The sequence below is a fragment of the Solitalea longa genome (assembly GCF_002920915.1).
Taxonomy (GTDB): Bacteria; Bacteroidota; Bacteroidia; order Sphingobacteriales; family Sphingobacteriaceae; genus Solitalea; species Solitalea longa.
The window spans coordinates 21323-43322 of sequence record NZ_PQVF01000004.1; the positions used below are offsets into that span (position 1 = coordinate 21323).

22 protein-coding genes are annotated in these 22000 nt (G+C 36.5%); 13 read left to right on the forward strand and 9 right to left on the reverse strand.

What is annotated here, in order from left to right; genetic code table 11:
* Positions 1–68 precede the first annotated feature (68 nt).
* Positions 69–944, forward strand: a complete 876-nt coding sequence (locus C3K47_RS05910; RefSeq protein WP_103788205.1) for a sugar phosphate isomerase/epimerase family protein — start codon at positions 69–71, stop codon at positions 942–944.
* Between the two features lie 39 nt (positions 945–983).
* Here C3K47_RS05910 and C3K47_RS05915 read toward each other — a convergent pair whose 3' ends face one another.
* From C3K47_RS05915 to C3K47_RS05930, 4 genes are all read right to left on the reverse strand, one after another.
* On the reverse strand, positions 984–2270 hold the full coding sequence (locus C3K47_RS05915) for an acetyl-CoA hydrolase/transferase family protein (protein WP_103788206.1): 1287 nt from the start codon (positions 2268–2270) through the stop codon (positions 984–986).
* Positions 2271–2540: 270 nt separating this feature from the next.
* Positions 2541–3746, reverse strand: a complete 1206-nt coding sequence (locus C3K47_RS05920; protein ID WP_103788207.1) for an NAD(P)/FAD-dependent oxidoreductase — start codon at positions 3744–3746, stop codon at positions 2541–2543.
* 139 nt (positions 3747–3885) lie between these two features.
* The gene (locus tag C3K47_RS05925; protein ID WP_103788208.1) at positions 3886–4911 is read right to left on the reverse strand and encodes a DNA topoisomerase IB; all 1026 of its coding nucleotides are present in this window, start codon (positions 4909–4911) and stop codon (positions 3886–3888) included.
* Positions 4912–5154: 243 nt separating this feature from the next.
* A complete protein-coding gene (locus tag C3K47_RS05930) occupies positions 5155–5379 on the reverse strand; it encodes a DUF6496 domain-containing protein (protein ID WP_103788209.1) in 225 nt (74 codons plus the stop codon).
* 232 nt (positions 5380–5611) lie between these two features.
* Here C3K47_RS05930 and C3K47_RS05935 point away from each other — a divergent pair, with 232 nt between their 5' ends.
* The 7 genes from C3K47_RS05935 (at position 5612) to ligD (ending at position 13724) form a co-directional block, all read left to right on the forward strand.
* Complete coding sequence (locus C3K47_RS05935) at positions 5612–6079, forward strand: PA2169 family four-helix-bundle protein (RefSeq protein WP_103788210.1); 468 nt, start codon at positions 5612–5614, stop codon at positions 6077–6079.
* A gap of 51 nt (positions 6080–6130) precedes the next feature.
* A complete protein-coding gene (locus C3K47_RS05940; RefSeq protein WP_103788211.1) occupies positions 6131–6991 on the forward strand; it encodes an SDR family oxidoreductase in 861 nt (286 codons plus the stop codon).
* A gap of 344 nt (positions 6992–7335) precedes the next feature.
* Positions 7336–8643, forward strand: coding sequence for a sensor histidine kinase (locus C3K47_RS05945; protein WP_165784645.1), 1308 nt, complete (start codon positions 7336–7338; stop codon positions 8641–8643).
* Complete coding sequence (locus C3K47_RS05950; protein ID WP_103788213.1) at positions 8636–10096, forward strand: hybrid sensor histidine kinase/response regulator; 1461 nt, start codon at positions 8636–8638, stop codon at positions 10094–10096. Before C3K47_RS05945 ends, C3K47_RS05950 begins: the two co-directional genes overlap by 8 nt.
* 163 nt (positions 10097–10259) lie before the next feature.
* Positions 10260–10487 carry a YtxH domain-containing protein gene (locus C3K47_RS05955; RefSeq protein ID WP_103788214.1) on the forward strand — a complete coding sequence of 76 codons (228 nt, stop codon included), beginning with the start codon at positions 10260–10262 and terminating at the stop codon, positions 10485–10487.
* A gap of 18 nt (positions 10488–10505) precedes the next feature.
* A complete protein-coding gene (gene ku / locus C3K47_RS05960) occupies positions 10506–11282 on the forward strand; it encodes a non-homologous end joining protein Ku (RefSeq protein WP_103788215.1) in 777 nt (258 codons plus the stop codon).
* Positions 11283–13724: a DNA ligase D gene (gene ligD, locus C3K47_RS05965; protein ID WP_103788216.1), complete on the forward strand. Its 2442-nt coding sequence runs from the start codon at positions 11283–11285 to the stop codon at positions 13722–13724. It begins immediately after the preceding gene.
* A gap of 101 nt (positions 13725–13825) precedes the next feature.
* Here ligD and C3K47_RS05970 read toward each other — a convergent pair whose 3' ends face one another.
* Entirely contained in the window at positions 13826–13984 is a 159-nt protein-coding gene (locus tag C3K47_RS05970) for a lmo0937 family membrane protein (RefSeq protein WP_103788217.1), read from the reverse strand.
* Positions 13985–14608: 624 nt separating this feature from the next.
* Positions 14609–14944, reverse strand: a complete 336-nt coding sequence (locus C3K47_RS05975; protein ID WP_103788218.1) for a hypothetical protein — start codon at positions 14942–14944, stop codon at positions 14609–14611.
* Positions 14945–15204: 260 nt separating this feature from the next.
* Between C3K47_RS05975 and C3K47_RS05980 the strand changes: the two genes are divergently transcribed.
* The 5 genes from C3K47_RS05980 to C3K47_RS06000 all read left to right on the forward strand — a co-directional run bounded on the left by C3K47_RS05980 (position 15205) and on the right by C3K47_RS06000 (position 18514).
* Entirely contained in the window at positions 15205–15558 is a 354-nt protein-coding gene (locus tag C3K47_RS05980; RefSeq protein WP_243392501.1) for a hypothetical protein, read from the forward strand.
* 18 nt (positions 15559–15576) lie between these two features.
* Positions 15577–16188: a DUF4142 domain-containing protein gene (locus tag C3K47_RS05985; protein WP_103788220.1), complete on the forward strand. Its 612-nt coding sequence runs from the start codon at positions 15577–15579 to the stop codon at positions 16186–16188.
* A 52-nt stretch (positions 16189–16240) separates the two neighbouring features.
* Positions 16241–16708, forward strand: a complete 468-nt coding sequence (locus C3K47_RS05990) for a ferritin family protein (RefSeq protein WP_103788221.1) — start codon at positions 16241–16243, stop codon at positions 16706–16708.
* A 248-nt stretch (positions 16709–16956) separates the two neighbouring features.
* Positions 16957–17514 carry a DUF4142 domain-containing protein gene (locus tag C3K47_RS05995; protein ID WP_103788222.1) on the forward strand — a complete coding sequence of 186 codons (558 nt, stop codon included), beginning with the start codon at positions 16957–16959 and terminating at the stop codon, positions 17512–17514.
* 67 nt (positions 17515–17581) lie between these two features.
* Positions 17582–18514 carry a methionyl-tRNA formyltransferase gene (locus C3K47_RS06000; RefSeq protein ID WP_165784646.1) on the forward strand — a complete coding sequence of 311 codons (933 nt, stop codon included), beginning with the start codon at positions 17582–17584 and terminating at the stop codon, positions 18512–18514.
* 159 nt (positions 18515–18673) lie between these two features.
* Here the strand turns inward: C3K47_RS06000 and C3K47_RS06005 are convergent, their stop codons facing one another.
* The 3 genes from C3K47_RS06005 to C3K47_RS06010 all read right to left on the reverse strand — a co-directional run bounded on the left by C3K47_RS06005 (position 18674) and on the right by C3K47_RS06010 (position 21997).
* The gene (locus tag C3K47_RS06005) at positions 18674–19207 is read right to left on the reverse strand and encodes a YciE/YciF ferroxidase family protein (RefSeq protein WP_103788224.1); all 534 of its coding nucleotides are present in this window, start codon (positions 19205–19207) and stop codon (positions 18674–18676) included.
* Positions 19208–19413: 206 nt separating this feature from the next.
* Entirely contained in the window at positions 19414–19581 is a 168-nt protein-coding gene (locus C3K47_RS19465) for a hypothetical protein (RefSeq protein ID WP_165784647.1), read from the reverse strand.
* Between the two features lie 280 nt (positions 19582–19861).
* Positions 19862–21997, reverse strand: coding sequence for a catalase (locus tag C3K47_RS06010; RefSeq protein WP_103788225.1), 2136 nt, complete (start codon positions 21995–21997; stop codon positions 19862–19864).
* Positions 21998–22000 lie beyond the last annotated feature (3 nt).

The window sequence follows — 22000 nt, forward strand, 5'->3', positions numbered from 1 at the left end:
AGTCAACCAAACATTTCTATTTTCATTAAATAGGCCTATCTTATGACGCTTTTGATTCTTATTGATCCATGAAAATTTCGAGAAAAACTTTTTTAAAACAATCAGGGATAACTGCGGCAGCTTTAAGTTTGATGCCTGAAATACTATTTGCAGGTACTAAACAAACTAAAATAGGGTTGCAGCTTTATAGCTTACGTGATTTTTTGCCCAAAGATGTAAATAGCGTATTGAGCAAGGTAAAAGCTTCGGGGTATGAAGAGGTAGAAACATATGGCTATAGTGCTAAGGGTGGTTTTTGGGGTTTAACCATGCAGCAAATGGCCGGTATTTTAACCGATAATGGTCTTGTTTCCCCTAGTGGTCATTATAATACAGATGAGCTTTTTGCGCGTGATAATTACGATGAGTTGAAATATGCTATTGATGCAGCAAAGACGTTGAATCAACAATATTTGGTTATACCTTATCTGCAGGAGGGTATTAGAAAAACGGCTGCTGATTTTAAAAGGATTGTTGAGCGAATTAATAAAGCGGCCGAATTATGTCAGGCGGCAGGCTTAAAATTGGCATACCATAATCATGATTTTGAATTTATAACCGTTGAAGGAACCCATTTGTACAAAGAATTATTGGAAGGCACCGGTAATAATGTGGTTTTTGAACTGGATTTGTATTGGGCGGTCAGGGCTGGTTTCAATCCAATAGAATTATTTCAGCAGCATCCAAAACGATTTGCTTTAGTGCATGTAAAAGACATGGATAAGCAATCGCCAAAGCTGAACACTGAAATTGGTAGTGGTTCTATCGATTTTAAACCCATTATTAAAGCCGCAAAGGCCAATGGGGTTGTCCATTTTTATGTTGAACAAGAAAACTTTAAAATAGATGCCTTTAAAAGCATAGGACAAAGTGCTACATATATGAGGCAAAATTTGCTGATATAAATAAAAACAAAACCCTGCAAAAGCAGGGTTTTGTTTTTATTAGAATATTTTAAATCGCTCGAAACAGCTTCTTTCCAGCATTTCGCGATCATCAGGATGAGCAATATCGATTAGCGCTTTTGCACGTTGGCGTAGGTTTTTGCCAAATAAATAAGCTATGCCGTACTCGGTAACTATATAATGCATATGCGCTCGCGTAGCCACAACTCCAGCCCCCGATTTTAATGCCGAAACAATTCTCGATTCGCCTTTATTAGTACGAGAGGGTAAAGCTATTATTGGTTTACCACCTTCGCTCAAAGCAGCTCCACGCATAAAATCCATTGCCCCACCTACACCCGAATATTGGTGACATCCTATTGAATCGGAACAAACCTGACCGGTAATGTCAATTTCAATGGCACTATTAATGGCTATCATTTTGGGGTTTCGCCTTATTACATGCGGGTTGTTCACATAATCAACATCCAGAAAAGCAAATCCCGGATTATCATTCACGTAATCATATAACCTATTCGAACCTAAAGCAAATGCTGAAACCGTTTTATTTTGATGTGTTTTTTTGTATTTATTATTGATGACGTCTTTTTCAAAGAGGTCAATAATACCGTCGGAACACATTTCAGTATGTACCCCAAGGTCTTTGTGGTTATGAAGGCATCTTAAAACCGCATCAGGAATAGCACCGATGCCCATTTGTAATACCGAACGGTCGTCAATTAATTCTGCCACATACTCTCCTATTCGTTGCGTACGCTCATCAGCCTTACTGCCAAAGAAAGCTTCGTACAAAGGATCTTCACAATATACCATTGAATGAAAGCGGCTGGAGTGGATCATGCCGTCGCCATGCGTACGCGGCACATTAGGGTTTACCTGGGCAATAACATAACGGGCCGAATCAACGGCACTACGGGCAATATCAACCGAAACGCCTAAAGTACAATAGCCATGATCATCAGGAGGAGAAACATGCACAATTGCCACATCAAGCGGCATTACTTTTTGTTTAAATAATTCGGGTATTTCACTCAAAAAAACCGGAACATAATCGGCATAACCTTCACTAACAGCATTGCGAACACTGGCAGAAACAAACAATGAATTCATGTGAAAGCTGTTTCTGTATTCGGGCTTGTCGATAAACAGATCGCCATAAACACTTATCGAAACTATTTCTACGTTCCTCAAACGAGGGGCTTCAGCGGCCAGGTGCTTTAATAAAAAGGTGGGCGTTTGAGCGCTTCCATGAATGAAAATTCTATGATTGGATTGTATGATTGACAGTGCTTCAGCTGGGCTGACATAATTCACGGTTTCTTTCATAACATATTACTGGTTAAGGTTTAAAGGGGAATAACTGCCGTTTCTAAAATGAAAATCTATGTTATTAATGGCGGCGAATGTACATTTATTTACGAATAAAAAATATGTCATAAAACATAGAAAATTTGAAGTGATTTACTATGAAAACATCCTGTTGATCAGGTTGGTGCAAGATCCTTGAAAAGTGCTTTCATAACAATGATTAATCCCTCCATACTCACTTTTAACATGTAAATATTGGAATAGCCAAATATTACCGCATAAATATTTTCAACGGTTAAATCTAAATAAAGAAGCATCATCATTCCGTTTCCTTTTTAATATATCCCTGATAATTTCGGCGGCTATAAGGCTAAAAGCAATGCCATTACCACCAAAACCCAAAGCAAAATATCCATTGGGAACCTTACTGTATTCACCTATATAAGGTAAACCATCTGTTGTTTCGCCAAAAGTTCCGCACCAGGAAAATTCAGGGTTTAAATCAATATGAGGAAAAAGGCTTTTAAAGCTTTGCTGCAGTGCTTTAGTCTTACTTTTTAGCAGTTTATCTCTTTTATTATAAGGAGTGTAAAAATCTACATCCTTTCCTCCTACAATAATACGATTGTCATTAGTTGCACGCATGTATAAATATGGATGCGCTGTTTCCCAGATCATACAGTTATCAAAGGCCCAAAACTTATTAGTTGAGAATTGCTCGCTTGCTACAGCATAAGTCGACTTTAGTTGTACAATCTTTGGGTTTATCAGATCTGCAGTTTCATATCCCGTGGCATAGATCACTTTTTTTGCCCTGATAACATAATTATTATCTGTGACGAGTTTTACACTGTTCTTAGCATGATGAAATTCTACAATTCGGGTTCTGTCGTATATCTTGATGTTATATTGTTTTAAGTATTGGAAAATTTTGTGGGTCATTAAATAGGAATCTATTTGCCCTCCGTTCTTTGACAACAAACCTGCGGGAGCTTTAAACCCGAAGTTGCTTAACACTTCTTTTTCGTCTAAAAAATCAACAGCAATATTCCATTGTTTTCTGATCTTGTATTCATTTATCAGTAAGTCCCGGTCTTTTTTATATGAAGCGAATTGCAGGCTCATTTTCTTTTCAAAGCCGCTAAAGTCAATTTTATACGCTATTTCATTTAGCTTGTCTATCGCATTTATACACAAAATGTAGCTTCTGGCTGCGTCTTTTTCCCCAATTAATTGGGCCAGTTTATAAAGGGGCGTATCAATTTCATATTGCAGTAATGAAGTGCTGGCACAGGTGCTTCCTAAACCCACCGTTCTTCCATCAATTACCGTTGATTTAATACCCGCTTCGGCTAAAATATAAGCACAAACAGCTCCCGTAATGCCTGCACCAATAATCAATACTTCTTCCTGTAAATTTTCTTCGAGTTTTGGATAATTGAAAGGTAATCCATTTTTGATCAGCCAATAAGGCATACCGGAGCTTAAATCCATAAATCAATACTTATTTCTAGAACATCAACAGCTCTAATTAAAAGGAGCTGATAGGTCATCGGTATTATCAAAATACATATAAACTGCTTTATTTTTCCCATAGCTTACTTGAATCTGCTCCATTTTTGAGAATTACATGCTATATATGCTTTGGTTCAACTTTTATTTTTTTTAAAAAAGAAATGAGCAAATTCTCCATTTGAGTGCTTTTATCCAACTCGTTTTTTGTTGAATATCTTTTTTGAAAAGTTCGGAGTCCGCCCATTTCATATTGCATGAGTAATGCTGGGTTCACATAGTGTTTTTTACAAATACTAACTGTGTTACCCAATTGGTTAGCGGCATAAGCAACAGCTTCGTTAGTAAGTTTTCTAATTTCTGAGGGTTCGGTTGTAGAGGGTTGCGTGATTAAATAATTAAATGCCGCCAATGTACCTGCCCAGGTCCTGAAATCCTTGGCCGAATAATCATTTCCGGTAATCTCTTTTAAATAGTCATTTACAGATTGCGAATCGAGTGAAGTAAGTTCGCCTTTGTGATTATAGTATTGAAAAATTTCCTTACCTGGCAGTTCTTTCACCATTTTTAACAACCTCACCAGTCGGGCATTTGTTAAAACACAGGTTTGAAGAACGCCTTTTTTACCTTTAAACCTGATAATCAGATTATTTTTATCAGCTTTAATATGGTGATTTTTTAAAGTAGTAAGGCCGAACGAACCGTATTTGCGTGAATAATTGGCGTTGCCAATGCGGATATAAGTTTGCAATAACACCTCAATGGCCAATGCCTGGACTTTATTTTTGTTCCATGTACGTTTTAAAAGATCGGCTTTGATCTTTTTTCTGATTTTGGGCAATAATTTTCCAAATTGCAACATCCGCCCATGATTAACTTTGTTGCGCTGAAGCCTCCAATCTGCGTGATATTTATACTGCTTTCTTCCTAAAGCGTCCGTTCCGGTTGCCTGTAAATGACCATTTGGCTTGGCACATATCCAAACGTTTGTCCATGCAGGAGGAATCGCTAGTTTTTTTATCCTCGCAACCGTTTCTTCGTCCGTTATTCTGTTTCCTTCCTTGTCGAGGTAAACGAACTTTTGGCCTTTCAATTTCCGGGAATATCCGGGTGAAGTATCGGATGAATGGATCAATGCCAGCCTCATTTAAATAGAGTTATTTTTTTGCGTAATTCCTTGTCTACCTATTTAATAGGACAATCAATTAAAGTCTTTGTTGCATTTAGGCTAAGGAAGTATCGGTTGTTGAAATAATGGTTGATTCGAATGATTATAATAACTCTTCATTTGAGTTGATCATGGATGGGATATAATTTCGATCGGCATATTTTGTAGTTCGAGGTTCTTGAAATATTTTACTTTTTTCAAATAAATAAAGAAAGGTTTCCATTATGTAGCGGTTGATTTCTTTTTAGTGGAACCTTTTTTCTTTGTGTTTGCTTCACTCTTTTTAGGAACCTTAGCTCCTTCTTTACGTGCTTCCGATAGGCCAATGGCAATAGCCTGTTTTCTATCGGTTACTTTTTTACCGGTTCCTGTCTTTAGCTTGCCTTCTTTCATCTCTTCCATTACTTCTTTCACTTTTTGCTGACTTTTTTCTGAATACTTTGCCATAACGTTTTTAATAATACTATTTCAATTATGCTGCCAGTTGAACAAGTCAATTGATTAAGATAGAGGTATTTAGGAACGAGATAAGTGGAGGGTTTTTCTACGAAACGTGGAATAGTGTAGATGTAAGGGATCATTTTAGTAACCAATACTGGCATATAAGCTCTGTTTGATCAAAGGCATGATATTTACGCTGCTACCTATGAGCTCATAAACAAAATAAATTAATTAAGTTATGGAAACAGCAAATAAAACCACCATCGTTTCGGCGTTAAACGATCTGGTAAAAACGAATAACGACAGGTATATGGGATATCAAAAAGCCTTAAGCATTACACATAATGAATCTTTAAAACCCATATTTCAAAAATTAGCGATGGATAGTTCAAAAAATATCAATGAGCTATCAGACCTTATTCTACAGATCAATGGTAAACCCATCGAAGACAGCAGTGTAGCAGGTAAGTTTTACCGTGCCTGGATGGATGTGAAAGCAATGTTTACCGGAAATGATGATCATACCTTATTGTCTGACTGTGAATATGGCGAGGACATGGCTTTGAAAGCATATGACTCGGTTGACGATTCAAATGACCTATCAATGAGTGATCCGGCAAGCATGTTATTGGATAATCAACGTTCACGAATAAAGGACGGTCATGAAACCATTAAAAGCTTAAGAGACAATTCCAAGGCGTTTTAATTTAATGAACAGGGACTTATTAATAATAAGTCCCTGTTAAATCATACTAGAATGGAAGAAAATAAGAAAAGACCTATACGGCCTGAACAGGAACAGTCTCAGCAACCTGGAATTGAAAGCGAGATGAAACCACAGCCAAAATTTGAAGGTAATGAAATAGAGCAAAAACTGACTGGTAAGGTAACCTATATTTCAGGTGGTGATAGCGGCATTGGAAGAGCTATAGCCGTTTTATTTGCAAAACATGGTTCTGATATCGCTATCTCTTACTTCAGTGAACATAACGATGCTAAAAAGACTAAAGAAGAAGTTGAAAAACAAGGTGTTAAATGTTTGTTAATAGATGGAGATTTAAAAGAAGAGTCGTTTTGCAAGCATTCAATTCAATTAACGGTCAAAACCTTTGGAAGACTAGATGTATTAATTAACAATGCGGCTGTACAATATCCACAAAAAGACCTGAAAAATATCAGCGCTGATCAGCTAACAGAAACATTCCAAACTAACATTTTCGCAATGTTCTATCTCACTATTGAAGCGTTGAACTATTTAAACGAAGGTTCCACCATTATTAATACAACATCCGTAACCGCATACCGAGGAAGTGCACATTTAATTGATTATGCTTCAACCAAGGGAGCTATTGTAGCATTTACCCGATCGCTTTCTGCAGCTTTGGCTGATAAAAAAATAAGAGTTAATGCAGTTGCCCCCGGCCCAATTTGGACACCTTTAATACCTGCAAGCTTTGATAAAAAAGAAGTAAGTGAATTTGGTTCGAATGTTCCGCTAAAAAGGGCTGGAGAACCGGAGGAAGTGGCACCATCCTATCTGTTTTTGGCCAGCAATGACTCCACTTATATGACGGGGCAAATATTACATCCAAATGGCGGCGAAATTGTGAATGGCTGATCGGGATTTTTTAGGTAATGGTATTTAGCCATCGTCATCCCTCTATACTATGGTACATTAATTGAGAAACATACATTGCTAAAAATCATTTGATTATATTACAGATAATAGAGAACAGTGCGAATAAATTGCTCTTCTTTCTGTTTTATTTGAATTGATCTTTATCTGTAAAGCTGAGGTGATTTAATCTCACTTTGTACAAATGACTTTAAGCCGAGTATATGTTTAAATTTTTAAATACATTTCAACGAATACGTAATGGCTTTATCCTATCAATTGTATTATTGATAATTACCTCCTTATTATCCTTCCTCATTTGCATTTCCTTTTTTCAAAATATAAGAATGATCAATCAAACCGCAGCGGCCATCAGCCAGTTTCAGGAAATAAAATTGGTATTGAAACAAACTGAATCGAACATCCGGGCTTTTGCACTTAGCACTGATTCGGTGTATTTGATTCCATCAATTGCGGAACAACAAGATCAGATCTCAACTAATTTATTATCCATTCAGAAAAGTGGTCAATTGGATGATTTAGCCCCTAAAAGTATTTCTGTACTAAAGAATAAGATTGATTCTCGCTTTGCTTTTTGGAAAAAGGTCATCACAGAGCCTGATTGTTTGAAAAACAAAGAATGTTACTCTGAAGATAATCGGCAAATGAATGAACTCGAACTTCTATTTAATTCGATCATTTATGACCATAAGAAACTACTTTTGGAGCAAAACAGGATTTATAACAACTATACTGAGTATTTAATTCCTGTCATTCTAATTACCTCATTGCTGGGCATAATCATTTCCTTTATTTCATACATGGGTTTAAAAAATGACCTTAAAGTTAAAGTGGAGAATCTGACCCAGTTAAATAACTTAAAAACCGAGCTTGAATTTAAAGTCAATTCATTAAACCGTTCCAATTACGAATTGGATCAGTTTGCTTACGTTGCTTCACATGACTTGCAGGAACCTTTGCGAAAAATAATTTCGTTTAGCGAGGTACTGATTCATGAAAAAGATTCGAAATTAAGTAGTACTGCCACCAGTTATTTAGGAGTTATTAGCAAAGCTTCGGTACGTATGAAACGGCTTATTGAAGACCTGCTGGAGTATTCCCGACTTTCGCAAACTTCTGCCCACGAATACGAGGAGATTGAGTTGGAAATAATGCTTGTTGGTATTTTAAAAGATCTTGAAATTCCTATAAAAGAGAAACAGGTTGATATAAGCTTATCTAAATTACCACCAATTTGGGGTATTAAATTTCAATTAAATCAGTTATTTCTTAACTTAATATCAAATTCTCTGAAATATTCTTCTCCAAACCGGTTACCGATCATCAAAATCAATCATCAAATTATTAATGGGAATTTAATTTTCGACTTTAGTGCACACGCCAGCGAACAATATTGCAAAATTGAAGTAATTGACAACGGTATTGGTTTCGAAGAAAAATATGCACAAGATATTTTTATGATTTTCAATCGTTTACATAGCAGGCATGAATATGAAGGTACAGGCATTGGCTTATCCATTTGTAAACGGGTGGTTGAAAATCACAAAGGTTTTATACAGGCATTTGGCCATGAAAACGAAGGAGCCATGTTTAGAGTTTATTTACCAATAAAACCAATAAATCACTATGCTTAATTACATTACAATTGTGATCATTGATGATGATGAAGATGATTTTTTGCTAACTAAGCATTATTTAGATAGTGTTCCGGCGCAAAAGTATTTGGTTAAACGGGCGGCGAATTATGATGAGGCGCTTATGTTTTTTGCGGAAGATGATATTGATGTTTTCCTGGTCGACTATAAACTGGGAAAATACCGCGGTATAGATATTTTAAATATAGCTAAGGTTTATGATGTGAATGCCCCATTTATTATCGTAACCGGCAAAGGCAATATAAACATTGATAAAGAGGCAATGCGGGCCGGTGCCTCCGACTACCTTATAAAAGACGAACTCTCGCCCAGTATTTTAGAGCGCTCTATCCGTTACAGCATCGAACGTTTTAATCAGCTTAAAGTAATTGAAAATAAAGAAAAGAAGTACAAAGAAATATTTGAGAAATCGGGAGATGTTATTCTTTTAACAGATCATTCGGGTAAAATATTGGATGCCAACCCAAGTGCAATAAAAAAATTTGAAAAAAGCCGTGAAGAACTGCTCAACCTCAGGATCCTGCACCTTATTGAAGATCGGGAGCAATTGCATTTTTGGGAACGGGTAATAACACGGCAAATTCAGGGTGAGGTATTTAATTTCTACTCCCCTCCTATGAGTAAGCGCTTATTAGGTCTCATCAGTTTTAATGAGCAAGGTGAACATAGTTATCAGTTTATCATTCACGATGTAACCAAGATCTCGGTAAAGGAAAAGGAAAAAAGAGAAGAAGAGAAATTTATTGCCACAGGCCGTATTGCCCGGGTTATTGCCCATGAAGTAAAAAACCCTCTCACCAATATCAATTTTGCGGTTAGTGAACTTAAAAGCACCAGCAAAACCACCGAAAAAGGCGTGTTAATAGATATAATTGAACGCAATTGTTACAGGATAAACAGTTTGATCAATGAATTACTAACCTCTACAAAGTTTTCTAAACTGTATTTGAACAAGCACAATATCAACCAATTGATCAGCGAAACCATTGATCTGGCCAAGGATACCGCAGAACAAAGTAACGTAGTTATTAAACAGTCATTATCAACTATTGAGGACTTTTTTATTGATGCAGATAAGATTAAGGTGGCTCTGCTAAACATTATCATTAATGCCATTGAAGCTGTTGAAAATGATAATGGCGAAGTTCATATTGCATCAACTTATGAAAATAATAAAGTGATAATTACAGTTAGCGACAATGGAAAAGGCATTAAAAAAGAAAACCTGCACAAGCTGTTTGAAGCCTTTTATACCGAAAATAAATTGGGCGGTACAGGATTGGGGTTAACCACCACCCAAAATATTTTATTAAGCCATGAAGGATCGATCGATGTGGAAAGTGAAGAAGGCGTTGGATCTACATTTACCATCACCTTGCAACCTATGCAACTTTTGGAACTGTACAGTTCTATGAATGAAGTAGATCAGTAGTGTTTGAACCCCATTTTGGGTAAGTTCATCCTTTTAAGATTAAACTACTGATCAGCCTGAATTGGCCCTCCTAAGGTACATAAGATCATAAAATGATTTATTAACGCTTGTTATTCCTCAACTGGCATAAGTATTTCATTATCAGTTCTAAAATAAAGATCATATGGATACTACTAAAACAGCGATGGCTTTTTTTGCCGGATTGGCAGTGGGAGCTACATTAGGAGCATTATTGTCACCTGAAAAGGGATCAGATTTACGTGCTGATATAAAAGACAAGCTTGGAAAAACCATCAAAGATACTGCTGACCAGGTTAAAAGATCAGTAAAAAAAGGTATTGATGAATTCTCATCGGGTTTTACAAGTACCGAAGAAGAGTTTCGCTCCTAAACCTCAATTTATACACTGATGAAAGCGATTTGGAAAGGTAGTATTGGTTTCGGGTTGGTAAACATTCCCGTGAAGCTATTTAGCGCCATCCAGACAAGCACACTTGATCTGGATATGCTCGACAGAAAAGACCACGCTCCTATTCGTTTTAAACGTGTAAATGAATTTTCGGGCAGAGAAGTAGATTGGGCCAATATTGTAAAAGGCTATAAGTTGAATGATGACTATGTTTTATTGGAAGAGACCGATTTTGAGGAAGCTTCACCAGAAAAAACAAAGATCATTGAGATAGAGAACTTTATTGAGCTTAAAAGTGTTGATCCGATCTATTTTGAAAATACCTATTATACCGAACCCGAAAAAGGTGGAATTAAAGCGTATTGGCTGCTCTATGAGGCGCTAAAGAAAACGAAAAAAGCCGGTTTGTCGCGGTTTGTTTTACGCAGTACCGAAAACTTGTGTTTGATAAGACCAATGGAAATGGAAAATGTACTGGCTATTCACAAAATCCGCTTTCCGGAAGAGATACGGTCTATTTCACCTCTAAACTTAGGCGACACCTCCTTAAGCAAAAAAGAAATGGATATGGCCTTGGAGTTGATCAAGCAATACACCTCTCCTTTTGATATCAAGGACTTTAAAGACACCTACACAGCAGCACTTTTAAAGATCATTAAGGCCAAAGCATCCGGAAAACGGCCTTCTATACGTAAGATCAAAGTATCAACAACCAAATCAGCCGATCTAACAGAACAATTGATCAAGAGCTTGTCGGCAAAGAAAAAGGTATCGTAAATGGCAAAGTTGCATGAGTATATTGAAAAGCGAGATTTTACCCGTACAAAAGAACCTAAAGGTGGAAGAAATACCGGATCTAAGCTGTCATTTGTAGTGCAGCGTCACCATGCATCTCATTTACATTACGATTTCAGGTTGGAGATGGAAGGTGTTTTAAAAAGCTGGGCCGTTCCTAAAGGTCCCTCATTAAACCCCGCAGATAAGCGGCTGGCCATTATGGTGGAAGACCACCCTTATGCCTACAAAGACTTTGAGGGTGAAATTGCGGCTGGAAATTATGGAGCCGGGAATGTGATAATTTGGGACGAAGGCTTTTATACTCCCTTAGGAAATCATGCTTCACCTGAAAAAGAACTGCTGAAAGAGCTAAAGGAAGGAAGTTTAAAAATAGTGCTGCACGGGAAAAGACTGAAAGGAGAATTTGCTCTTGTTAAATTGAAAAATGCCGAAGACAACTCATGGCTGCTGATTAAGCATAAAGATAAATTCGCCGTTGAGGATCCGTACAATAGCGAGGACTTTGTTTCAAAGGAAGTAAAACAAAAGAAAAATAGTACTTCAGATACTAAACCGATAAAAAAAAAGCCCGTTAAACTGCCAGAAATTAAGCCTTTTGTGCCTATGCTGGCAAAACTGGGTGATAAACTTCCCGAATCATCAGACTGGCTTTTTGAACCTAAGTTAGATGGCTACCGCATTGTAGCTGTTTCAAACGGTAATGGAACATGTAAACTGTTCAGCCGCAATTCCCTCGATTATTCCGAAAAATATAAGCAGATAGCAAGCATTCTGGCAAGTATTGACCGACCCTTTATTCTTGATGGCGAGGTTGTGAAAGAAGATGAAAAAGGAAATATCAGCTTTCATGCACTGCAACAATTTGGAAAAGACCCCAAAGGCAAGATCTATTATTATGTGTTTGATATCATTGCTTTAGATGAGCACGATCTCAGCGATTTGCCTTTGATCGATCGTAAAAAGATCCTGAAGGCTTTTACTTCCCACCTAAATGATCCTCAAGTTATTTTCACCCCTTATTTTGAAGATGATGGAGAAAAAATGCTTGACCTGGCTCGTAAGGAACATAAAGAGGGCATAATGGCTAAACGCTCGGATAGTACGTATCATACTCGAATAAGAACCGCCAACTGGCTTAAACTTAAAATTGATAAAGAGGATGAATTTATAATTGCCGGTTATACCGAACCTCGTTCGGGTAAGGAATATTTAGGTGCGTTTTTACTGGGTGAGTTTAAAAACGGGAAGTTAGTTTTTGCAGGAAAATGTGGTACCGGTTTGAATATAAAGGAAGAAAAGGAAATTTATAAAGAGCTAAAAAAATATGAACAAGAAGAATCGCCATTTTCGACCGTTGTAAAGAATGACACCCCTATTCATTGGTTAAAACCCGAACTGGTGTGTACGGTCAAATATACCGAGCGAACTCCCTCCCGAAAGCTTCGTCATCCTGTTTTTAAAGCCCTACGAAATGATAAAACCGCTGCAGATATGAAACCAGCTACAAGCACCATTCCTGATACCATTGAAAAAAAGATTGGCCGGTATAAACAAACACTTACCAACCAAAATAAGATCTATTTTCCGAGTGGAATAACAAAAGGTCAGGTAATTGGATACTATGAAGAGATTGCGGAATATATTCTTCCCTATTTGAAGCAAAGACCACTGAGTTTGCATCGCCATCCGAATGGAATAAACGGTCCCAGTTTCTTTCATAAAGACATAGAAAGTAAATCATACAGCTGGCTTAAAACGGTTCCTATCCATTCAGAGAGTAACGATAAGGAAATTGATTATTTGGTTTGTAATGATGTTCAAACCTTGCTATACATGGTTAATTTGGGTTGTATTGAGATCAATCCCTGGTTATCACGGTATCCTAAAATAGAGTTTCCTGATTTCCTTGTACTCGACCTTGATCCGGAAGATATTGGTTTTTCTCAAGTAATTGAAGTAGCTCAGGTTATCAATGGGTTCCTCAGTTCATTAAATATTCCTTCTTTTCCTAAAACCTCCGGTTCTACAGGTATCCATATTTATATTCATGTTGGAGCAAAATATCACTATGATAGTATAAAACTATTCGCCGAATGGCTGGCTAATCATATCCATGCAGAAATACCAGCTATCACGAGTATTGAAAGAAGCCCTAAAAAGCGCCAAAAAAAGATTTATATCGATTTTTTACAGAATAGAAAAGGACAAACGGTTGCTGCTCCATATAGCTTACGGCCAAAGCCCAACGCACCGGTATCGTGGCCATTGGCATGGAAGGAGGTAAATCAGCAATTAAATATGGATGATTATACCATTGCCAATGTTCCTGATCTGTTGAAAAATGGTTCTGATCCCTGGGCAACAATTTATGATTCAATAGTAAACATTGCAGCTTTATTGAAAAGCTTAGATAAAAAATAACCGAGCAATTTAGTTTGAAATAAAAACCCGGAAAAATTTCTTTTCCCGGGCCCACAATTCACATTTAAAGTTTGTAAGCAGTTTACAAACCTTGGAAGATCTTAAATTTCTCTGTTAGCCCCCTTAATAAAGGTCAATAAAAAGGATATTAACGCAATAACTAACAGAATATGAATAATATTTCCTGCATGCCAAACGGTCATGCCTAACAGCCACCCTACTACCATGATAACTGCTATAATATACAATAGTGATCTCATAATTGATATTTTTAGTAATTGATTAACTTTAAAGAAAGCCTATGATCATATTGTATCTATAGTCCCATAAGCTTTCCGTAACTAAGGAAAAAAAGGTTATTGACTCAATGTTCTCTTTGTCCAGCCATACTTGATCTACTGTATTAGTGCTTTGTGAATTGCTGATCATTAATTTGGGTATCGTCTTCATCCCAATTGTAAAATCATTTATAAACTCTCTTTATCATTTTGTTAATTACCTATATGTTCCAAAGGCCACACCACCGGAATATTATTTACATTCTACATTGGGTAAAAAACGCATCAGTATTGCTATTAAAGAGCTTTTGTATTAGCAATAGATACTATATATAAGTTACTATTAAGCTAATTTTACTATTAAGCATATTAAATAAGACTTTAAACAGTTTAAGAACCCTGATTGAGATAGTGAGATATAAAATCTTTGGGGATAAAATTTGCCAGTTGCGGATTTATATAGCCGTTATTACGTAATCATTTCTTACTTAACTAACAGGCCAGAAATCTTAAATCATTTTTAAAAGGTAAAATAATTAAAAAGCACCAGGTACTTAACCCGATGCTTTAAATAAATACTATTTAGTCGTAACTGTGTTTGTTACTTTAATCAAGTTCATCCCAAAACCATGTATCCTGTTTTTGTAAGGCATTATGTTCCTTATGATCTTCATTTTTCGCATCGTCTTGTAACCCTTTATCACCAACAGGTTCATTATAATCCGGTTTTTCACGGGTTGGATCATTTTCTTTAGGATGTTCCCTGTTTGGATGTGTAGGATCATTTTTCCAAGGTTCTTGTTCAGGCCTTATTTCAGGTTTATTTGGATTATCTGGAAGAGTTGGATGATCTGGGCTTGGGGTTATTGGATCGTTTGGATTGGGAATTTCAGGATTAACATTAACCTGGTTAATGTTTCCGCTTTCGAGTTGACTATTCATAATTCTCACTTTCCTTAGTATTAAAAGAAAAATGGTGCCAAGCGCCTTAAATGGCAATATTTATCAATTAGATGCTTATTGATCAAGTATTTAACTGCTCAATAAAGGGAAGGCAATACACATTCGGCGTCGGTTTGATTATAAATACAATAGCTTCACAACTGGCTGTAAAACAGTCTTTATAGGCTTTAAATGCAGGAACTATAGTACTCTTCGGTTTTAAACATCATTGGTGGCATAGTAGTTTCATTACATCAATCATGAATTTTGAAATTATGAGTGTACCTAATAGAATGACAACCTTGAGCGAAGTGCTCGAAAAATTAAGATTGGCCAAGCTAGACAATGAGTTTAGAATGACGGATGAAGGCTTTAAAGCAACGGCCAGCAATCAGGTTTTTAAACCTGATGAACTGACAATCACCAAAGTTTACCGCTTTGAAGGATTCAGTGATCCTGCCGACAATTCAGCACTTTATATTATCGAAGCTGCTAATGGTTTAAAGGGATATGCATTGGATTCATATGGAATGTATTCCGACTATTCGAGTGATGCCTTTGATAGTTTCATCAGAAAAATACCTGTTAATGAAAAAGCTAATGGAGAACATTAATTAGAAAAACCTAATACAATGAAAACTAAAAATTTGGTTTTGTTTGCTGCAGCAGCAGGCTTTACCTTGCTTTCATGCAATCAAAAAAGTGAAAAAAAAGAAACAACGGTAGATTCGGCCGGATACGTCACTAATACTACAGTAGATACCAGTACTACTGAGCATGCAGGAAGTGAAATACCCGATGCCGGCACCAGCGATATGAAAGATGATGATAAATTTCTCGCTGAATCTTATCAGGATGGAATTTTTGAAATAGAAGCAGCTAAACTGGCTCAGAAAAATGCTGCCTCAGCAGAAGTAAAATCATTAGCCAAAACAATTGAGACAGATCATACAAAGGCTAACCAACAGATTTCGGAATTGGCCATTAAAAATAGTATAACATTGACCAATACTTTAACTGATAAAAAGCAGTCGAAATACAATGATCTGGCTGCATTATCAGGAAAAGACTTTGACAAAAAGTATGTTAACGAAATGGTTGATTGCCACGATGATGCCATCGATGCTTTTGAAAAGAAATCGAAAAATGCAAACAGTCCCGAAATTCAGGATTTTGTTGTAAAAACACTTCCGGCATTAACCGCTCATAAAGCGAAAGCCGATGTTTTAAAAGCAAAATTTTAGTTAAAAGGCCGGCCTAGCCGGCTTTTTTTTTATTTATCTCATAATAATCTTCATGGAAAATGCTCTTGTTAAGCAATATTATTTGATATACACACTTTTAAAAGTGAATAAGGATAGATCGGAAGGGCTCAAAAGAAATGTGCAGTATACCAAGGATTTGGATTTAAAACTTTTCTTTAACCGATGTTACTTTCAAAGCTTGGAATTCACTACTGAGCTTAATACGTTTTACAATCAACTTGGATTGATAAACGTACCGGTTAAATACAGTTCTAAACAAATACATAATGGTTGGTATAAACTTAAAGGTATTTCCAACATTATGAACGAAATTGAACATTTGCAAAATTGTGAATTCGCTGAAAAAAATATACTTCATGTTTATGATATGGTTCTGGCTGATGGAGATATTGTGCTGTTAAGTAAGGAGTGTTTTAATGAAGTGGTTAAACAACGATCATTAATTGAGGAGGTTTATCAAAAGCTTATTAACAAAGACCTTGTCTTTCTAAATTATTAATGATTTGCCAAAAAAACTAGTAATAAGCTGTAAATTAGAACTGCTATATTATGAAAGATTTTTCCGGCATCTTCACAATCCTTGTAAGTTCGTCTACAGCCCTAATGTTTTTTAGAAATCAATTTTGAATTCATTTCATGAAAATACCCTGTTTTAAGAGCTGTAACTGACAAATAAAATCTGCTAATAGATTCGATAATAGCTGGCATAAAACTTTCATTTAAAATATTGAATCCAAATGAATTAAAATGAAAGTAACAAGATTAGGTTTTGTAGCTCTGGTAGCTTGCATGCTCGTTTCCCTGAATAATTACGTAAAAGCACAGGATCAGAAAGTACCTGTAGAAATTACAGCCGGCAGAGACACTATGCCGATAACCGATGATTCGTTAATGAATGATGCTTACAGTTATATTTTGATGGGAGAAAAATCAGCAAATGCGGCATTGAACTCTTCAACGATTAATATCAGTACCTATGCCCGTCAATCGGTAACGGATTATTTCCTTTTAAAGAGGGAGTTTAAAACCTTAGCTCAACAACGAAACATTTTACTTATTGATACACTTAATAACACCCTGAGTACGAGCTATAACGAATTGACTAAGTTAACCGGTTATGATTTCGATACTCAGTATGTACAAAGTGTAGGTACAAATCAAACGCAGTTCTACACTGCATTTAATAAACTCTTAAATTCAAATGATCCTGAAATTCGCAGTTGGGCGCAAAAAATGACGCCTGTAATTGATAAGTATAACACAAAGTCTAAAAAGTTTACCAGCAAATGGAATAAAACGGAGTAGATAATTAAACCATATGAAAGAAGAATGTGAATAGCATCCTTCTTTATTAATAAATACCTATTTGATTGTGAAAATTGTTTATATCGGCACCAAAAACACTTTTATAATTGAACAACTGCTTAATTCGAGGCATAACATAATCGGTATTGTTGAATCGAGACCGGAAAATAAAACCGTTTCATATTTCATAACCCGGATCTTTGACCTATTTCAGTTTCTTACCCGAAAGAAATTGATAGGATTATCGAGCCGTGCCATTGCCAGTGGTGTGCCTTATAAAATCTTTAAGAATTCTAGCCAAAAAAAGGTTGAAACATGGATACGGCAGTTAAATCCCGATATAATTGTAGTTCAGAGCATGTTTGGTTTACTAAAAAAGGAAGTGTTTTCTATACCTGTTTACGGGGCCATCAATTACCATCAGGCTCCATTGCCGAATTATCGTGGACCCAATCCCGATTTTTGGATCTATCACGATATGGAACTTCTTTCCGGAGGAACTGTGCATATAATTGACGCTACCGCTGATACAGGCAATATTATTGGCATAGAACGTTTTCAAATGACAATTGGCTTGCCTTTAGAAACCTACCTGTTAAAACACCAGGAAATAGGCCTGAAATTGATTTTAAAAGCATTAGAGGATATAGAAGCTCAAAAGGATATTAGTGTTCCTCAAGACAAGTCGGCTACAGCAAAGGCCAGAAGAATTACCAAAGCTGAGCTTCGCAGCCTAATTGATTGGGAAGCCTGGCCAGTGGAGCGGATCTTTCATTTATTAAGAGGTCCGGTAAATCCAACTGATATTATAGCTTTTGACAAATTCGACCGGCTGTTCAGAAAATGGAAAGCTACTTCCTTTAATAAAACCCCCTTAAATGAATTACCGGGAAAAGTGGTAAGAACTGATGAAAAGATCCTGCTTTGCTGCAAAGACGGAACAATTGCGCTTAAAGCGCAGTTTTCCTTAAAACCCTTGTTTATGAAATTAATTGTTTAACGAATTAACATCTTAAAAAAGAAATTGATCTGGCGATAACCTAAAGCAATTATTCAAGCCTTAAAATTGAATTTTTATATACAATAAACAATAAAAACAAAGGGAAGCCCTATTGAGCTCCCCCTTTGCATTTGCGTATTAAGTAAAACAACTAACTAATTATTCATCGACTGCCACTTCAACAACATAATTTTCACCAATTCCTGTTAATACCGAATCGGCATATTTTTCTTCGCTGAGGGTTTCATCTAAAATTGATGCCGCTCCCAGGTATTCAAGCGCCTTACATATTGTTTTTAAAGTGCCGTAGCTTGCAATCTCGTAGTGTTCAATCTTTTGCAAACAGGCAATAATGCAAACATCCCTTACCATGCTTCCAAAATTGGTATTATGTATCATATGCTGAGTCTCATTTATCAAACCCTGAATGGCCATACACTCGCTTAGTTTAGGCTGTTCACCAATTAAACTAAACACTTCTTCAATCCTTTTTATATGATTTTCAGTTTCTTTTTCATGGGTAATTATCGCGTTATATAACTTTTCAGATGTAGCTTCATTAACCAATAAGGATAAGTTTTTAAGTTGAAACTTTTCAGCCCAATAAACTTCTTTTAAATGATTTACCAGTAGAGTGTGCAAATCAGTATTAACGATGTTGGCGTTGTTTTTTGAATGGTTTTTATTCTTCATTGTTTACATTTTAAAGATTATATGCTTTTTTTAGTTCTGTACAATAAAAAAACTGAGATGGCCTGGGTTTAGCCAGTCTCAGTTTGCTCATCCATTAAAAATTTACACTAACGTAAAGATCTTGCCGTGCGACCTAAACAGGCATCTTTACTACTATTACTACTACAATTTTTGCTCTTCGTTAAAGTTGTTCCCATGGCCTATTCTCATTCTTCATCATAGTCTTTTTCATAATCATCGTATTCATCTTCTTCATGATCTGTAAAGCACAGATCCGTTTCGGTTTGGAATTGATTTGGAAAAGCTATTGGCAAATGGCTTATCTGTTCTTTATTACCATTGGGAGCCATGTTTCGTATTTTCTCTCTCGTCATAAATGCTTTCAATATCTTTTATCAGATAGATTCAAAGCACAGACCAGCATCCAGTAAAGAATGTTCGCAAGGTGGGTAAAATGGTGCTCACTATTAAGTATGGTGATATTCCCATAATCATCAACAAAACCATTATCTAGCATTAATTATGAAATAATGCTTTATGGAATAAAACATAACTAGCTAAAGATTTAAAATTTAAGACATCAGTTAAAAAAAATATTAGAAGATGGGAAATTTAACCTCATTTTATGGAGAAATTTCATCGTTATTATTAAAGTTAAAAATTAGCTTCGCGTTCCCAGAAACGGTGAGCGCTTACTGCTTTTATAAACTCTTCTAGAACCTCGTTTGCATCACCGTCTTTAATTAAAATTATTCCCATTTCTGTTTCAGCATAAACCTTTACAGCGGCCATCTCTTCATGGTCGAGAAGGTGTACAGGTAGGGCCAGCGGTTTACAATGCATATAAGCTTCTTTTACAAATTGAATAAGGTCATTGTTCAGTAACGCACTGTTGTTTTCTATATCAAAAACGAAAACAGCATCAAACAAAACAGATGAAGTGGTTAGAAAACTGAAATCCACCTTTATCTTATCATTACTTAAACTTTGCACGAAACCTAAATTAGGGGCAACAGTCTTAACAAGCGCATTTTCAGCGACTAAACGTGTTTTAATGGAGTTAAACACAGCTCCATCCATCCCATTGTTAATGATAAGGGCTATTTTCCGTGCTTTTATAGTGTTTTTAACGGTGAATTCCATGCTAAGTGCTTTCGATTTTTTAATGGTTGAAGAAGTAATTGATGGTTGATAATCTTCAATCGCAGCATCTGCCGGAACACTCTCATTAATTGGATACATTGGCTTATCGGGAACCGTCATACCTAATCCTTCCGCAACTTCAGTGGCTAGTTCTGCACTTATTAGTGAAAGCAAACCCAGCATACGGAGCCTGATTTCAGCCAATTCAACTTTACCCAGTTCAAATTTTAAAGCATTGATCAAATGTCTTTTTTCATGCACCGACTGGCTATTAAAAAACAAAGTGGCCTGGCTAAAATGATCGAAGAAGCTTTTGCTACGTTCTCTTATTTTAGTAGCATTTAAAGGCTCTGCATAAGAAGAAAATCCTCCGTCTTCTATTTTAGTTTGGAAAGGGCAACCGCTTCTTATGGAGTTAGGCTGATAACTGGTTTTACCTGCATTAATGGTTTGCCGCATATGCCCATCACGTTGATTGTTATGAACAGGTGCCAAAGGCCGATTGATAGGAATTTCATGAAAATTGGCACTACCCAACCTCGACAGTTGTGTATCAGTATAAGAAAATAAACGCCCTTGAAGTAAAGGATCGTTAGTGAAATCAATTCCCGGTACCAAATGGCCAGGATGAAAAGCAATTTGTTCGGTTTCGGCAAAAAAGTTCTCCGGATTTTTGTTCAGTGTTAATTTGCCGATAATTTTAACTGGTATAAGTTCTTCAGGGATTAATTTTGTGGGGTCTAATAGATCGAAATTAAAGTCAAACTCTTTATCCTCAGGAACCAGTTGCACACCCAATTCCCATTCCGGAAACAACCCTTCTTCAATAGCATCCCACAGGTCACGACGATGAAAATCGGGATCTTTCCCAGAGATCTTTTGAGCCTCATCCCAGGCAACAGAATGAACGCCAAGTAAAGGCTTCCAGTGAAATTTCACAAATGTAGAAACATCATTTTCATTGATGAACCTGAAGGTGTGAACACCAAAACCTTCCATTCTGCTGAAACTCCTTGGAATGGCCCTATCGCTCATTGCCCACATAATCATATGCATTGATTCAGGCATCAATGATATAAAATCCCAAAAGGTATCATGTGCAGTTGCTGCCTGCGGAATTTCATTATCAGGCTCAGCTTTGGCAGCATGGATGAGGTCTGGAAACTTGATAGCATCCTGGATAAAGAAAACAGGCATGTTATTTCCAACCAAATCATAGTTGCCTTCTTCGGTATAAAATTTAATCGCAAATCCCCTTACATCCCTTGCCAGATCTGATGACCCTCTGGAACCTGCAACAGTAGAAAAACGAACAAATACAGGTGTCTTTTTGCTTGTATCCGTGAGAAATTTTGCCTTCGTATAATGCTTTAATGATTCATACAATTCGAAATAGCCATGTGCCCCGGCGCCACGGGCATGCACAACCCGTTCTGGAATACGCTCATGGTCAAAATGCAAAATTTTCTCCCTGAAAATAAAATCCTCCATTAAGGTAGGGCCCCTCTCTCCCGCTTTCAAGGAGTTTTGGTTATCATTTATCAGCAAACCTTGATTGGTACTTAATTGCTGTTGTTCGGAGTTTTCAGTGTCAGGTTGTAAACTTTTAGTTTTATCCGTACCTGGTTTGTTTTTGTGAGCATCCATTTA